A 16,170-nucleotide genomic window follows, 5' to 3' on the forward strand; every position below is an offset into this window, starting at 1 on the left:
TTATTTAACCAAACTCTTCACTTGTTCAGGAATTCTCAAAATTCCGAGTTTTAAGTTCCAAGCTCGGAGTTTCGAGTTCTTATCTCGGAGTTCCGAGTAATAATGCTCAAGTTCCGAGTTCCAAGCTCGAAGTTTCGAGTTCCAAGCTCGGAGTTTCGAGTTCTAATCTCGGAGTTGCGAGTTCCAAGCTCGGAGTTTCGAGTTCTAATCTCGGAGTTCCAAGTTCCAAGCTTGGAGTTTCGAGTAATAATGCTCAAGTTCCGAGTTCCAAGCTTGGAGTTTCGAGTTCTCAAATCAAATGACTAGAAATTGCAGTCACCTTGAGTGCGATCGCAGTACTCACTCTACTAACTAAGCACTAGCTTCCGGCGTTGCAGATGGCTGTATTTCAAGCCTATTATCATGACCGTAGTCATAAGGCCCATGAGTCACAACCGGCAACACTTCCCAGTTTTCAATTGCAGGTGGCGAGCTAGTTGTCCATTCTAAGGTCAAAGCTTGCCAAGGATTATCACCAGCCAAGGGCCCCTTCAGCCAACTATAGATAATATTGATGGCAAAGGGAATTACCGATATCCCCAAAACAATTGAACCATAGGTACAAATTTTATTGAGGTCGATAAATTGGGGGTCATACATTGCCACTCGTCGCGGCATTCCTTGCAAACCCAACTCGTGCATGGGTAAAAAGGTCAGATTAGTGCCGATGAAGGTGAGGGCAAAGTGAATGCGTCCCAAGTTTTCATTCAGCATTCGTCCTGTCATTTTGGGGAACCAGTGATAAATACCGGCGTAAATGCCAAACACGGAACCGCCAAACAGAACGTAATGGAAATGTCCTACAACATAATATGTATCGTGGACATGAACATCAAAGGGCGCTGTTCCCATCGTCACACCGCTTAAGCCGCCCATGACAAACATGGACAATAAGCCAATGGCGAAAAGCATCGCACTGGTGAAGCGGATTTTACCACCCCAAAGGGTAGCAACCCAGGCAAAAATCTTAACGCCAGTGGGAACTGCAACTATCAGCGTCGAGATGGTGAAGAACATCCGCATCCAACCGGGTGTGCCACTGGTAAACATGTGGTGTACCCAGACGAACAAACCCACAACGCAGATTGCTACACTAGAATAAGCGATCGCTTTATAGCCAAAGATTGGCTTGCGGGAGTGAACTGGAATTACCTCCGACATGATGCCGAAGATGGGCAGAATCATTAAATATACTGCCGGGTGGGAATAAAACCAGAATAAGTGTTGATAAATTACAACGTTACCGCCTGCATCTGGTTTAAAGAAGGAAGTACCAAAGTTAAGGTCAAACAACAGCAGAATTAAACCCGCTGCTAATACAGGTGTGGAGAGAAGCGCCAGCAGGGAGGTTGCCAAGATTGCCCAGCAAAACAAGGGCACTTGATCCCATTTCATGCTAGGAACCTTCATCAACAAAATGGTGATCACAAAGTTTAGCGAACCCAAAATTGAGGAAGTTCCCACTAAAACGATCGCAAGTATCCACATAGTTTGAGCAATTGGTGCTGTCACCAAGCTCAAGGGTGGATAAGCTGTCCAACCCGATTGCGAACCGCCAAAAATGAAACTACCTAATATGAGCGCCCCTGCTGGTGGATTTAACCAAAAGGCGATCGCATTCAGCTTCGGGAAAGCCATATCCCTAGCACCAACCATCAAGGGCACCAAAAAGTTACCAAATCCCCCAATGGCACTGGGGACAATCCACAGGAAGATCATAATCGTCCCGTGATTGGTCATGAAAGCGTTATACAGATTGGGGTCGAGGAAGTCTGCTTCTGGTGTTGCTAATTCGACACGGAGAGCAACAGCCATCAGTCCGCCGATCAGATAGAACACGAACGCCGTTACTAGGTATTGGATACCAATAACCTTGTGGTCAACATTAAATGTAAAATAGTCTTGCCATTTCCACGCCTGCGGATGGGAGGTGTGGCCAACTGCCATTTTCGGTTTATTTTCTTCTGGTGGAGTATTCCGGGGAAATTCTACCTGCGTCATATTTTTTACCACTATGCAAAGTCCAGGGTCAAACGTCCAAAGCAATTAAATGTGACTCTTGACCTGCAATTTTAGATTTTGGATTTTGGATTAAAAGAATTTTTTGGTTTATGTCCCGTCCCTTCTGGGTGGAACCAATCTAAAAGACTCTCCTACGTCGCTCTAAGCGTTCGCGTAGCGTCTCTAAGAGTTGCCATGCCGTTGGCGCAGCCTCTCGTAGAGAAGGCTTTACGCTGCGCGATCGTAAATCTAAAATCCAAAATCGTTTGACTAATGACTCATGACTACTGACTCTAGAGTTGCTGCACTAATTCCCATATTATGGGTGTGGGGTGCGAGAAACTCTGATGTTGATAAGTCGGCTAGATTAACAGCAACGACTTGATTTAGGTTTTCCTTTTGAGCAATCTGGTTTTCTGTCCGCCAGCTTTTATATTCTTCTGGTGTGTGGACAATTACCTGTGTCCGCATTGAACCGTGATAACCACCGCACAACTCAGCACAAACTACGGGATATGTACCTGGTTTGGTGGCAACAAATCGTAGTTCAGTAGGGATACCGGGAAGTGCATCTTGTTTCAAGCGGAAGTTTGGCACCCAAAATGAGTGAATTACATCTTGTGCTGAAAGGTTGAGTTGCACATCAGCACCGACAGGAATGTGCAATTCCCCAGAGGTAATGCCACTATCGGGGTAGTTAAATAACCAGGCGTACTGTATCCCTTTGACATCAACAACTAAGTCGGCTGGTTTGTCTAGGGTTTTGGGAGACGCACCAATACCAATTGTTGGGGCAATTGAGGGGGCAGTTGTTGCTTGGGAGGTATCGCTTAATGTAGCAGCCAGAGCGGTTCCCGGCATATGAGCAACATGAGCTGCTGAATGAGGATGACCCGCAGGCTCAAAGCCTCCCATTCGGTTAAAAACATCTACACTGTAGATGCCCAAGCCGAGGACAATCACTGTTGGAACTGCTGTCCAAAAGATTTCTAAGGGAACGTTGCCTTCCACCCACACGCCATCGCCATCGTCACCCCGACGGTGACGAAACTGAATCAAAAAAAGTACAATTGTTCCTTCTACCACCAAGAAGAGTGCGATCGCAATGGTAAACATGACGTTGAAAAAACCGTCTACCATAGGCGCTTGTAGCGATGCTTGCACCGGCATGAGAGTGTGGTTTTGACCAATCCAAATGCTGATTGCTGTAACTACTATCCCAGCAACCAGAGTCCATAGTGAAACAGGAACTTGTTGCATACATGCTACCTGCTTTGTAAACCGTCTTTTAAGGTGTGATTTTCTGGGTTTTGGGCATTGGGCATTGTTATCTATTCCCTATTCCCCATTTCCCATTCCCTGTTTGTAACTACTAGGTTTTACATTTTCACAGGGCAGCGTTTTTTTGTTTTCACTTATTAACTTTCTAACGTGCAGCTAGAAAAAAGGGGGGAAACTTCCAGATTTTTTCCATATCTTTCCCCCAGTAAATTACAAATTATATTTCCACTCCTATGACAAAGGTAGCCCCCTGCTTCCAGAAAAGCTAGTTGTTCCAAGAGGGCACTGTTAGTCCTAATATTGATTAGGCTATATTAGCAGCAAGTTTAAATTTGTTAATAGCTAACAATTTGCGATTTACGGATTTGTTTACTGTGAACTTTTTATCTAGCTCCAGTAAATATTGAGTATTCCCCTCAAGTTACCTTGCCTAGCGCATTTGCGCTTTATACAAACAGTGCCTCCTTGAATGAACAACAATTTCGACTAACTCCAAAAACCTTAATTGTTTAATTCAACATGGGTGTAGCAGTTCTTGGGACAAATCCGTGAACACGCTTCACAACCAATACAGTTATCTGGAGAAGTAACTGCCATTACTTTCCGTTCAATTTCTTCATCATCTTCATCTTCCACAAATTCCCCTTCTTCATTGAGTGCCTTCAAACCTAGCACATTGTACCCGCATACTTTAATGCATCTGCCACAGCCGATACATTTTTCTTTGTCAATTTCATGAGCAAATTTTGGTGTCCAAGTCTTACCGCCAAATGTCAAACCAGTGAGTTGTGCCATGAAGAAATCCTCGGCAATTTTGCCTGTCAATCTGTTTGGACTTTAATCATATTATCCTAATTTTTTCTTTATTTATATTCAAATTTTACTTTTGTCTCATCAAATTTCGATAACCTTGAACACAAATTTACATTCTTTTTTATTTCAAATAATAGATGAAATTTATTCACAATAATAATTACGAATGTTTAAGTTTTCCTCGTTCCTATGCTCCGTATGGGAACGCATTCATAGAGTCTCTGACTCAATGTTTGACTGGAGCAGCCCCTAATCAAGCGTTCCTATGCAGAGCATAGGAACGAGAGAAGGAAAAATTGAGGGTTTACAACCTACCTCCGTGGGTAAAGCCTTATGTAGATGCAGTTTCTAACCGCCGATTTAACTATTATTTCTAGCAAATGTAACTATATCTATAAAAGTAATGATATTCTTTTTCAACTAAATTTATTTTTAGGCAAATAAATCTAAATAAACAGTATACTTGTATACAAATGCATATGTTCATTAGTTACAATTTCATATATGCAATATGTATTTTATAAAGCAACAATAATCATCAATTTAGTTTGATTTAAATATTTAGATAAATGCTGACAAAACAAATATTCCTTTTTGCCATAAATGAACAAAATCAATTTATAAATTAACTGTAATTTTTATGGCAGAATATTATCAGTTATTAAATATTAAAATTATTAATAAGTCAGAGAAAATCTAATTAAAATAGACTTAAATATTTTCTATAAACAGTTTTTAGTCAAAAATAAAATGTTCATTAAGTACGTAATTAAATAAATGTTAAGTTTTTTTTCTAAGCTCAGGACGAACAAATTCATCATTTCTTTTATGAAATGTATAGTTAATAAAGAAGTTTTATTAGGCTAAGTTTTCAATCCTTAAATAGCTTTTAATTGGATACAAAGTAAAAATATGGATGTGGGGAGTGAGTGTGGTGAGAAAATATTATTCTCGCCAGAAAAATAATGTGGTAGCGAGTCATGAATAAACAGGACTCATCTAGGGGAAACCTGAGCCAGACATCTCAACGATTAGAGTGGGAAAAGAGCCATATGCCTTATACAATTCCTAACAACAGTTGCGTTGGATGTGACAACTGCCGCCCCCAATGTCCTACGGGTGCAATCAAAATAGAGAACAATGAATACTGGGTTGATCCTGGTCTTTGTAATAATTGTGAGGGCTATTATTCAGAACCCCAATGTGTGATAGCTTGTCCAACTAATTCTCCAATTCCCTGGCAGGCGAAAAAGGGGAGATGCAAAGTTGAACCTAGAGATGCTACCAGCTTAGACTTGTTTTCTAACGGCAAGAATAACCCATTTGCTTCGGCGATCGCTATTTGGGAAGCTTGTAATGTATTGGCGCAACGCACATCGCTACATTGGGAAACTGATGAAGAAGGCTACCTATCTTATGGGCGACAAGTTAACCAAGGCCGAGGTGCGATCGCCTTTCACATCCAAGATCCATTTAAAGTTAGCGACAAGGCCACAGATTTAGCAGCAATTGAGGGACTTGACATTAGAGCCGCTTGCATACATCTGATTTTTGCAGCTTATGCCACAGCCTTAGAGCAACCTTGGGAGCAAGAATTTGCGATCGACGAGCGACAAATTGAGAAATATTTGGGGATGGAGAAACGCAAAGACTTGAGCAAAGCTGCCAAGCTGGCTTTAATGAAAAATATCGTTCAGCAAGCTTGCTCACTAATTATCTCGATTGATTGGCCTCAACAAGGTCGAATTAACGGATTCTCTGTTACAGGCAGCCGCTTATGGCACTTGGTGGACATTCAGCACCACTTTCAAGAAGACAATCTTGGATGCAAATATCTTGTTGGGCTAACTTTTAAAATCAGAGCAGGCGTATGGGCACAATATTTCTTAAACAAACAAGCATGTAAAGAGCGAACTGCATTCTATCAATACGGTACTCTCCCCAAAACGCTGCTAACCACAGTCATGAGCATTTGGCAGCAACATGAAGGTGCAGTCCGACTAATGCTGTGGTTGCTGTTTAAAACCAAAATGGGCAAAGAACAACGCATTACTATTCCTACCTTGTTGCGTATTGCTTACGGTGAAGAAAAAGTCGCCCTTGCATCCAGACAACGGGAAGAACGCAAACGTCTACTGCGAACTTTTGAAAGCGATTTGGAAATTCTCAATCATTATGGAATGAAACCACTTTTCGACCCAGTAACTTACCCACCAGAAATTCAACCTTTGTGGGCAAAGTTAGTTGATCTTCCTGAAGATCCAGATGAAGCATTAGAATTTTGGACTAATGACGGTGGTGCTGAGACTCGCCTCACAGACACAGGTCCCCGTGGGAAGTGGAATCTGCTAATGAATGCGCGGATTTTGGCTTTTGAACTCCCACCAGAGTGGGAACAGCAAATCTCAGAATCAGAAAAAAAGAAAACAAGAACTGCTAAAGTCAAAAGGAAGCCCAAAACTACAAGCGATTTGCTGGGTGAACAGATTTTGCAGGCGCGAAAAAGTCTCAATCTCTCCCAGAGGGAGTTGGCAAAGCTTACAGGTAAAAGCCAAAGCTGGATTCGAGATATCGAAAATGGTCGTTTAAAAGCCAAATTAGAAGACCAAGTACTATTACGAAAAGTGCTAAATATGGCTCAATCTTGATTTTGGATTTGGAATTTGGGTTTTAAGTGAGGAGTTATACTAATTTTCCAAAATCAGACTACAGATACAAGCCTGGAAACCCAGATGAAATCTGACTGACTTTCTTAATTACGTTAGCGAGTCTGCCTACCCCTACGGGGAAGTAAGCTACACGCAGCGTCTCATAGAGAGCGTCATTACGAATTACAAATTACAAATTAGGTAGATGCATACCCCTAGCTTTTTATGCACTATAACTCATCACCTTACTAGAACTAAGCCAAAGACTAGCTACAGCATATTTAGTGACGACCAACTCTTGTGTAGCATTGCATGAACTTTTCAGTTGTTGAGTCTTAGTTTCATCTTTTACAAGTTTAGCCTGATAAGTGTAGAGAGAACCAGAAGGTTGTTCAAAACTTAGCTCACCCAAAATAGTATTATTGTCTAAACTTTGCTCCAAAATTTTGCCTGCAACTTTGTAGTTAAACCAATCCCATCCATTGCAAAGGATTAGTTCTCTTTCCAAAATCTGAAGTGCAGCAGGCAGAATTCCCCAGCCTCGATAGACTTTATTTAAGCATTGAATATCGCCAGTCCGAGTCAAAATTGATCTAAATGAATCTTGCTCGATACGACCATAGTATCTTCCTTCTGGCAAGTCTATGATTGTTGGTGCAAACCGATGTCCACCAAAGTGCGATGATTTCCAAACTCGCACATTGTCTAAGCACAAATCAGCATTACTCCCTGTAACATTGAAATAAAAGGGTGCGCCATATCTGGCACAGCACTTATCATGGCTACCGTGGGTACACACTAAAATATCTTTAGTTGCACTGGTCTCTACCTCAGAATTAGAACTGATACCCCATAACCATTTTTGAACAACTGCTGCTACTTGCTCAATATTTGCTAGCTTAAAATCTTGCTTATGGTATCCATTACTTAGCCCCTCTTCTTTTTGATAAATCAAAAGCGTAGTGTGGTTTACTTTGTGTGATACATCATTAGCAATTAAGAGGAATCTAATCGGTAGTTTAGCACGCTTCACTTCCTTTACCAAAATCCTCAAATTCTCAGGCACCCATTTGGAATTAAAGGCTTCTGATGTCCAAGGTAAAGGACATTCAACTAAAATATAAGTTTGATAATTGGTGGCGCTACCAATAACATCTTCTCCCGCTTGCTGTGAATCGTCAGAACAAAAAAAAGTATTCATCTCGCTGTACTCATTAGCATATTTTATGGACAAAAGGTATTACAAAATACAATTGTGTTCTTAGCTACAATACCCTTGGCTAAAGAAGATAAAAAAGAACAATATTCATTTCCCATTTCAAACTAGGTAGCCACTTAATAACATCATTATTGATCAAGGTTTTTCCGGTTAATAAATTATCCATAATAGAGATAAACAGCGTCAAGATAGATTTTTCCGTATGAGCGGTGTTAATTTTGTATGTAGTTTTATTGCTATTTGGTATTTTATAAATTTTCACTTGTTGAAACTCGGCTTTTCTGATCTTAGTTTCTTTCCCAAAATCAAATATGTTCAATTTTGTGCAATTGCTTGGAGAGTAATAGGCAATAAACTCGCTTATAATATCGATGTAGCTGATATTACAATCAAAAATATTCCTATAGCAATATAGTTATCTGAAGTTTTGCTGAAATTATCTACATAGCTAGTTACACTAACTCTTTTTACACATAAAGATATAATTTTATATTGTTCTTCTAAAAAATATATTCCTAAAGATAGATGCGATAACACATGACAAAAACACGATGCTTCGGTAGTCCAATACTGCTTTAAAACTTTTTCCCTACTATCTGCTTTTAATGCATTTATCCATATATTCATATTGCTAATAATTATCAATTGCCTGAGAAAAAATAAAAACTATTAAGTTAGGGGTAAATGCTTTAGTACCCCGTACTTCATGCCCGATAAGTTAATGTTCAAAACTAGTGACTAATTATTAGCAGCGTCACTGACATCAACATTAACAAACCTGTTATTTACCCTTTTACCTAATCTAACTTCCTGAAGCTCATGTCAGGGTTTGATTATATCCATCTGCTTTGACTGTAACTGAACTCAATAATAAATGCAAGTATTTGAAAATCTTTATAATTTCTTTATACTTTGTCACCTCTAGAAGGTTGGTTAAATCAAGGTTAACAGGGATTTTATCCTGGAGATAGCTCACTTGAGTAAGCATTGATTCTTTCAATACAATAGATAAAGTTTAGCAATTGTGACAAATTGTTGCCAGTAGGGGTACACACCTGTGCTACCCTACTAATCCAAATATCTGTGGCTATGGCGATCGCATATTTCTATTTTCATGCAGAATTGAATCATTTTTTACCACGGCATCACAAGCAAGTGAGAATCTCCCATTTTTTTGAGGAGAAAGCCTCAATTAAGGACATGATTGAGTCTTTGGGTGTCCCTCATCCAGAAGTTGATTTTATAAATGTTAATGGTGAATATGTAAATTTTTCTTACATAGTTTCGGATGGAGATACGATTAATGTTTATCCAATTTCAGCTAGGGATGTTATTATACCAAGCGTTTCGGTTCTACCAAAACCGCTCAGTATTATCCATTTTGTTTTAGATATTCATTTAGGTAAACTAGCGACATCTCTACGACTTTTAGGCTTTGATACTTTATACCGCAATGACTATGAGGATGAAAAATTAGCCCAAATATCCTCCAGCCAAGGGCGGATTCTCTTGACTCGTGATAAAGGTCTATTGATGCGTAGTTTAGTAACGCATGGGTATTACGTTAGAAACACTAACCCTGAACAACAAATCTTAGAAGTACTGCAACGCTTTGACTTGTTTAAATTAATCTCACCATTTAAACGGTGTTTACGTTGCAATGGGTTATTAGAATCTGTAGATAAGCAATCGATCATTAACCAAGTGCCAGAAAATGTCCGATCGCAGATTGATCAATTCCAGCGTTGTCAAGACTGCGATCGCATTTATTGGAAAGGTTCGCATTATAAACGATTACAACAGTTTATTGATGGAGTAGTTAACTCACAAAGTGGTGAGTAATTTAGTGATGATAATTATTTATCCAGCTGAAATATTGCCACTAATTATTTGACTACCGCCGATTCTTGGATCTTCATCTTGGCGATTCAAATCATCAGGAGTGGGGTTTTGCTTACTCTGTCCACTAACTTCGTCTGGTTCAATGATATTTGCCTCTTGAGCTTTATCTATATCAAGAGAGCGAGGAGGTTCTTTGGCGTGAGAGAAATCTATAAGTGGATTGGGTTGATTGGGAGTCATAAGTTGCTAAATTATTATGCTGTTTTCTTTAGTGTTGAATTTATTTTGCTTGCAAACATCTTTCTTGAGAAAGAAACCACCTATTGTAATAATTCAAAAGAGGTATAAAAAACTATGACATTAATTTTAGCTCTCGATTTTGGCGGAACTAAGCTGGCGGCAGCATTGGTAAATATCGGTTCTAGAAAGTGGTTGCGTTATGAACGTCGTCTCTCGCCAGCGAATGCAAATGCTAGTACTGACTTGGAAATTATGCGATCGCTCATTTACTCTTTGCTGCAAGACACAAAACCTGCTGCGATCGGTGTCAGCTTTGGTGGGCCAGTTGACGCTTCCACGGGGACGGTGCGACTATCTCATCATGTCGCTGGATGGGAAAACATTCCCCTCAAAGGGTTGTTGGAGGATGAGTTTGGTGTTCCTGTTGGTGTAGACAACGATGCTAACGTTGCTGCTTTGGGAGAACATCGTTTTGGTGCGGGACAGGGATACGATAGTTTGTTTTACATCACTGTCAGCACTGGCGTGGGTGGTGGTTGGATATTCAACGGTAAACCTTGGCGGGGTGCTGGTGGGATGGCTGGTGAAATTGGACACATGGTTGTAGATCCTACTGGGCCAGTTTGTTTATGTGGGAAGCGGGGATGTGTGGAACGTTTGGCTTCTGGGCCTTATATGGCGCAAAATGCTAGGGAAATTTTGGAGAACGTAGACGCACCAGCGGTTTCCCGGAGGGTACCGCAGAGGCGCAAAGGACTCAGAGATGGAGAAGTTTTGAGGGGTTTGGTGGGGGATAATTTAACGTTATTGACAGGGCAATTGGTAAGTGAAGCTGCGGCGGCTGGGGATGATTTGGCTAGGGAAGTTTTGCACAAGGCTGCTTGGGCGCTAGGTGTGGGTATTGGTAATGTAGCGAATTTGATGAATCCACAGCGCTTTGTGTTGGGAGGCGGTGTAACCAAGGCGGGGGAGGATTTCTGGCAGGTGATGCGTCAAGTGGCGCGGGAGACAGCTTTGCCAGAAGTTAATTTTGAAATTGTGCCGGCGGTACTAGGTGATGATGCGCCTTTGTGGGGGGCTGTGGCTTTAGCAGAAACGGGGATGGCTTGAAAGGCGATCGCTTTTCTGTGTTTTTTAAGTTAATTATTAGATTCTTTAATTAAAAGCTATTAGATCAAGCTTTTGTAAATAAGACACATAGTAAGCAATTTGGAGCAACGAATTACCTTTTTCGTTTCCGTCTGTAATATCCCCTGACCCAATGACCGTTTCTCGGATGAGCTTTGACATATTCATAATCGCTTTGATTTAAAATTCTCCCATACTCTTCTAGAGTAATCTTTCGCTGAGTTGCCTTTTTTATAGGAGGTTGTGCTTCCCTTTTCGGCGGCGCGTATGAGGAAGTTGGTTGTGCTGGTTTTTGATAGGGTGGTTAAGTTGCCTTTTTTATAGGAGGTTGTGCTTCCCTTTTCGGCGGCGCGTATGGGGGAGTTGGTTTTACTGGTTTTTGAGACTGCGGCTGAGTTGAGCTTTGAAAAGGTGTCTTAGTTTGTTGATTAACCCGTTGTTTGAATTTAGCGGCAGAGGTAGCTCTGACCTTGCTGACTTGATATCTTAGTTGATCAAAAGCAGGAAACTGATTTTTAATCTTAGGGTTTCTGTGAGCGAATTTCCCAAGTAAATCTTGAGCCAAAGCTGAGGTCGCAATTACCTTTTGAAGTTTGTATGTATCCTCAATAGCATTTATATCTGCTAGTTTTTCACAAGAAAATTCATAAAATAGACCAAAGCTACCGGCTAATCCTCCAAACACCACCATAGCCCAGTATAATTGAGCGAGTTGTCCCAGAGTTATATAACCGACCATACATAATATGGCTAGTGTCCAACTCCAGTCAACTATTTCTTTAATCCGCTGAAAATGCTGGCGCAGTGATAACATTTAAGGATGCTGAAAAAGTTAACTATTAGGCGTAAATTTCTTTTGAGGCACTGAGCATTTCAAGAAAATAGGTTTAGGTCTATCAGGGTTACTTTTCAAATTTAAGTCTTGCTTATAAGGCTCACAATAATTTTTATATATGCGAACTTTAACGTAGTCTGTAGTTGGTATTTGAACTCGGAAAGCGCCTAAATTATCAGTTGTATCTGTATCAGACCCACCTTCAGATTCCATTATTACTTTTGCTCCAACTATAGGAACTTGAGTCGCTTCATCAAAAACGCTAACTTTTACACTGCTTGAGTCTAATACTGTAGAAGGTTTATTTTCAGCGCTTTCTTTATTTGAGCCATTCAGCCCTGGAACGTGAGTTGCGGCCCCATAGCCTATAGTCAACAAGAGAAATCCAGTAAGAGCGTACCAAATAGGTTTCGGTATATTACTCAGATCCATATAGTTGGCAGATGCGGATGTGTATTGATTAGCAAAATTAAATTCTAAACATACTTATATTACCGCACGGTCAGAACAGTTTATGGAGTCTTCACGAAACAAGCTCGTCTGTGAAAAACTAGTTAAGAATGTTGTGAAATTGAAAAATCACTAATCGTTTTACCTGACTATTACTGCTGAATACCCTGGCGAAATTCTCTAATTGCTTCTAAGGGAGAGGATAACAAAAGACAACGATTGAGCAAGGATAAATCTAATTCTGCTAGTAACTCACTTTTAACAACTTTCTCATATTCTTGTTTTCGTAACCGATAAACCTCAAATGTGCCATCTTCCCAAAACCAAACTTCTGGGACTTGCATTAATTTGTACTTCTGTAACTTTATGGGACTACCGCTAGTAATCACTACTTCAATGCACAAGTCTGGTATAGGTTTGTCCGTTCCAAAGCAATAAGATAAGTCAGCTTGATATTCTACTATCTTGGAAATAATCTGGCTAAAACTCCCACTGGGGAAAAATTCAATACCCTTGACTTCAAAATAAGTAATCAGCAGTGCAGCAATTAAACACTTAATCGCCTCATGAGGCTTACCAATACTCACAATTTCTAAGATTCCATCACAATAAAACAATCGTACCCCTGCTACATTTTCAAAGCTGGCTTGAATCGCTTTGAACTGTTCCCAACTTAACCCATGTCGGAAGAAGCGTTGTTCTTCTGGTAAGTTAATAGCATTTTCTAACGTTTGAGTCATAATATTTTTTCCTCTCCCAGTTAGTAGTCACGAAATTTATCTTATTTACATCTTAAGTCAAAACCAAATTATCCCGGTGAATCACAGTTTCTACACCGGCATAACCTAAAATTGTCGAAATTTCCCGTGAATGATGTCCACAAATCTTTTGCAGTTCATTGCTGTTGTAATTCACAAGTCCTCTACCAATTTCGTTACCGTTAGTGTCACACAATTGCACGGCGTCTTGTGCGTCAAACTTTCCTTCTACTGCCTTAATTCCAGCTGCTAATAACGATTTTCCCGCTAGAGAAATCGCCGCGATCGCACCTTCATCTAAATACAATTTACCCGCAGGTACAAGACCGTAAGCTATCCAACGTTTACGCGCAGAAGTTGGTTCAGGTTGCGGTTCAAAATGCGTCCCAATAAGTTCACCTTGGATAATTTTTTCTATATTTCGGGGAAATCGCCCTTGGGTAATTACAGTCCGCACTCCAGCAGCAATGGCAATCCTTGCAGCCGAAATTTTTGTCACCATACCGCCAGTACCCCACTGAGAACCTTGGGAACTTGTTTGTATCTGTAATTGAGCCAATTCTTTAATGCTACTAACTAAAGCGATCGGTTGAGCATCTGGCACGGAACGCGGATCGGCTGAGTACAGCCTATCGACATCGGTGAGCAAAAATAGCCAATCTGCTTTTACTAGGCTGGCAACCAATGCCGAAAGGGTGTCATTGTCGCCAAATTTTAGTTCCTCTATTGCTACGGTATCATTTTCATTGACTATAGGAATCACTCCCAGTCCCAGTAATTCCTTAAAAGTATTGTATACATTGAGATAGCGGCTGCGCTGTACCAAGTCAGTACGAGTCAGTAATACTTGAGCAATTGGCTGTTGTAAAGTAGTAAATAAATCATCGTATACCCGGATTAACCTGCCTTGTCCAACTGCTGCTACAGCCTGTTTTAGAGCGATCGCCTTGGGACGTTCGGTTAAGCCCAACCGCGCACATCCCACCCCCACAGCACCAGAAGAAACCAAAATTACTTGATGTCCCTGTCGTCTTAAATGACAAAGTGTCTCTGCTAAGGTGGCGATGGTAGAAAGTGCTAATTGTCCTGTTTCTGGTTGAGTTAGGCTAGAAGTGCCGATTTTGACAACAATTGTTAGTGACATCTTTACAATTTCAGATTTCAGATTTCAGATTTTAGATTTTAGATTTTAGATTAGACATCTTGCATAAGTTTTTTTAGACTTACCCTAAGTCACACGCTACGCGAACAAACTAAAGCCTATGGAAACAGCCTTTTAGGCTTTAAATCCACCTACAGAGAAGTCTATTTTAGATTCAATCTAAAATCCAAAATTGTAAAGCGCCAATCCTTCTATAGTGAAGGCTGACGCTTTACGAGTGTATATTTACTTAGTATGATTTAGAGTCTTTTTTGGCTGACCCCATGTTATTAATACTTATGATCCCCGATTTTTTGGTTCCAGTAAGATTCCTTAATCATTTCTTTAGATTTACTTTCCTGACGATTTCTCAACTTTTGTGAATCTTGGTTTTCTTGGGAGTAATAGAGGCTCCCAGAATTTCAGATATCCAAACTTCAAAGTTGCGGACGGGATGAGAGCGGAGAGCCGCATCGGCATGAACAATCGGTTCCACTAGAATGGTAAACATCCCCAAGCGATTACCTGCTAAAACATCGGTAAATAAGCGATCGCCTACCATCCCCACTTGATGCACTGGTAGATCCATTGCCCTAAGTGCTGACCTAATTTTGCGTCGGGAAGGCTTGGCTGCACCTAAGTAGTAAGGTAGGTTGAGCGATCGCGCAATTCCACCAATTCGCGCTTCACTGAGGTTGTTACTCACCAAGCACAATGCAGTACAGGCACGAATTTGCTCTACCCAGCGTTGTAGTTCTGGCGAAGCCACCCCTACTTTAAAGGGTACTAAGGTTTCATCTACATCCAATACCAGCCCCTTCAGACCGTATTTTTGGATAATATCTGGTGTTAGGTTCAACACTGAACCCTCTAAAATCAAGTCAGGCTGTAAAAGATTGTTCCAGATCATAGTCAACAGTCAAATGTAGATAGCTCAGACAAATGAGCATAACCCAATATAGTTTAGTTAATCGAACTCCATCCTGGAATATCTCCCTGAACACTTTGAGATAAAATCCCTAAAATCTTATCTATCTCTTTAATGTAATAATTACTCAAATCAATAAATATATCGTTTTCTTCTAACTTTAAAAACTTCCAAATATCCCCTGTTGTTACCGCACCATAAATTTTTCTGATTTCATTTCCTTCTTGTTGATTAAACAATTGTGCTGCCAACATTCCAGCCGCACATTCACCTAATCCACCTTTAATATTTTCATTTTTTGCTTCAATAATAATTACCACAAGCACATTAATTGTTAGTTGCTCTTGAGAACGACTAATGATAAAGTCACAATAGCCATTCAGACCTTTTTCTACATCTACATAAAAATCTGTTCCTGAAAATAAACTAATTGGATAATTAGCCTTGCGTCTTAGCTCCAACAATATCGGAGTGATACTCATTTCTGAACGCGCTTTTTCAGTATTAATCGCTAAAGCGAGTTCTGTAGTTTCTTCTAAGGAATTTGTGAGTTTCTCGCTTCGTTGTAAAGGTTCTATGTCGGCAGATAAATCAGTTTCTTCATCAATACAGATGCTAAATGACTTTTTAAATTTACTTAATGTAAAGTCGCTATAAGCCATTTTCAGCACCTCATACCAATTTTGGATTTTGGGTCGCACCAAAGGTGCGCTTCCAGCGCAACTTGAATTTTAGATTGAAAATCCTTACCAAAATGCTTTTTCAAAATCTTAAATAATACAAACTATCCCAATTTAGTGTCAATGTTTCATTACTTCCACATTTAATGAGACATAACAAAAGGTTT

Annotated in this window: 14 protein-coding genes; 3 read left to right on the top strand and 11 right to left on the bottom strand. The window is 40.2% G+C overall.

Annotated features, from left to right (window positions below):
• Positions 1–351: 351 nt before the first annotated feature.
• The 3 genes from ctaD to fdxB form a co-directional block, all read right to left on the bottom strand.
• Complete coding sequence (gene ctaD / locus V7K40_RS07775; protein WP_334958282.1) at positions 352–2,040, bottom strand: cytochrome c oxidase subunit I; 1,689 nt, start codon at positions 2,038–2,040, stop codon at positions 352–354.
• 270 nt (positions 2,041–2,310) lie between these two features.
• A complete protein-coding gene (locus V7K40_RS07780) occupies positions 2,311–3,300 on the bottom strand; it encodes a cytochrome c oxidase subunit II (protein ID WP_334958284.1) in 990 nt (329 codons plus the stop codon).
• Between the two features lie 522 nt (positions 3,301–3,822).
• Positions 3,823–4,116, bottom strand: a complete 294-nt coding sequence (fdxB, locus tag V7K40_RS07785; protein WP_334958286.1) for a ferredoxin III, nif-specific — start codon at positions 4,114–4,116, stop codon at positions 3,823–3,825.
• Between the two features lie 1,070 nt (positions 4,117–5,186).
• Between fdxB and V7K40_RS07790 the strand changes: the two genes are divergently transcribed.
• A complete protein-coding gene (locus V7K40_RS07790; protein ID WP_334958484.1) occupies positions 5,187–6,782 on the top strand; it encodes a helix-turn-helix domain-containing protein in 1,596 nt (531 codons plus the stop codon).
• 223 nt (positions 6,783–7,005) lie between these two features.
• Here V7K40_RS07790 and V7K40_RS07795 read toward each other — a convergent pair whose 3' ends face one another.
• Complete coding sequence (locus V7K40_RS07795) at positions 7,006–7,983, bottom strand: sucrase ferredoxin (protein WP_334958288.1); 978 nt, start codon at positions 7,981–7,983, stop codon at positions 7,006–7,008.
• A 1,107-nt stretch (positions 7,984–9,090) separates the two neighbouring features.
• On the opposite strand from V7K40_RS07795, the gene V7K40_RS07800 reads away from it, so the two are divergent.
• A complete protein-coding gene (locus V7K40_RS07800) occupies positions 9,091–9,843 on the top strand; it encodes a Mut7-C RNAse domain-containing protein (protein ID WP_334958486.1) in 753 nt (250 codons plus the stop codon).
• An 18-nt stretch (positions 9,844–9,861) separates the two neighbouring features.
• Here V7K40_RS07800 and V7K40_RS07805 read toward each other — a convergent pair whose 3' ends face one another.
• Positions 9,862–10,083 carry a hypothetical protein gene (locus V7K40_RS07805; RefSeq protein ID WP_334958291.1) on the bottom strand — a complete coding sequence of 74 codons (222 nt, stop codon included), beginning with the start codon at positions 10,081–10,083 and terminating at the stop codon, positions 9,862–9,864.
• Positions 10,084–10,197: 114 nt separating this feature from the next.
• Between V7K40_RS07805 and V7K40_RS07810 the strand changes: the two genes are divergently transcribed.
• On the top strand, positions 10,198–11,193 hold the full coding sequence (locus tag V7K40_RS07810) for an ROK family protein (RefSeq protein ID WP_334958293.1): 996 nt from the start codon (positions 10,198–10,200) through the stop codon (positions 11,191–11,193).
• Positions 11,194–11,515: 322 nt separating this feature from the next.
• Here V7K40_RS07810 and V7K40_RS07815 read toward each other — a convergent pair whose 3' ends face one another.
• From V7K40_RS07815 to V7K40_RS07840, 6 genes are all read right to left on the bottom strand, one after another.
• The gene (locus V7K40_RS07815; protein WP_334958295.1) at positions 11,516–12,025 is read right to left on the bottom strand and encodes a hypothetical protein; all 510 of its coding nucleotides are present in this window, start codon (positions 12,023–12,025) and stop codon (positions 11,516–11,518) included.
• 18 nt (positions 12,026–12,043) lie between these two features.
• Positions 12,044–12,478 carry a hypothetical protein gene (locus V7K40_RS07820; protein WP_334958297.1) on the bottom strand — a complete coding sequence of 145 codons (435 nt, stop codon included), beginning with the start codon at positions 12,476–12,478 and terminating at the stop codon, positions 12,044–12,046.
• Positions 12,479–12,648: 170 nt separating this feature from the next.
• Entirely contained in the window at positions 12,649–13,236 is a 588-nt protein-coding gene (locus tag V7K40_RS07825; RefSeq protein ID WP_334958299.1) for a Uma2 family endonuclease, read from the bottom strand.
• A 52-nt stretch (positions 13,237–13,288) separates the two neighbouring features.
• Positions 13,289–14,398 carry a glutamate 5-kinase gene (gene proB, locus V7K40_RS07830; protein ID WP_334958301.1) on the bottom strand — a complete coding sequence of 370 codons (1,110 nt, stop codon included), beginning with the start codon at positions 14,396–14,398 and terminating at the stop codon, positions 13,289–13,291.
• 367 nt (positions 14,399–14,765) lie between these two features.
• Positions 14,766–15,305: a YqeG family HAD IIIA-type phosphatase gene (locus V7K40_RS07835; RefSeq protein ID WP_334958303.1), complete on the bottom strand. Its 540-nt coding sequence runs from the start codon at positions 15,303–15,305 to the stop codon at positions 14,766–14,768.
• A 53-nt stretch (positions 15,306–15,358) separates the two neighbouring features.
• On the bottom strand, positions 15,359–15,985 hold the full coding sequence (locus tag V7K40_RS07840) for a hypothetical protein (RefSeq protein WP_334958305.1): 627 nt from the start codon (positions 15,983–15,985) through the stop codon (positions 15,359–15,361).
• Between the last annotated feature and the right edge of the window lie 185 nt (positions 15,986–16,170).

Origin of the sequence: Nostoc sp. (assembly GCF_036917195.1) — a bacterium.
Lineage (GTDB): Bacteria > Cyanobacteriota > Cyanobacteriia > Cyanobacteriales > Nostocaceae > Nostoc.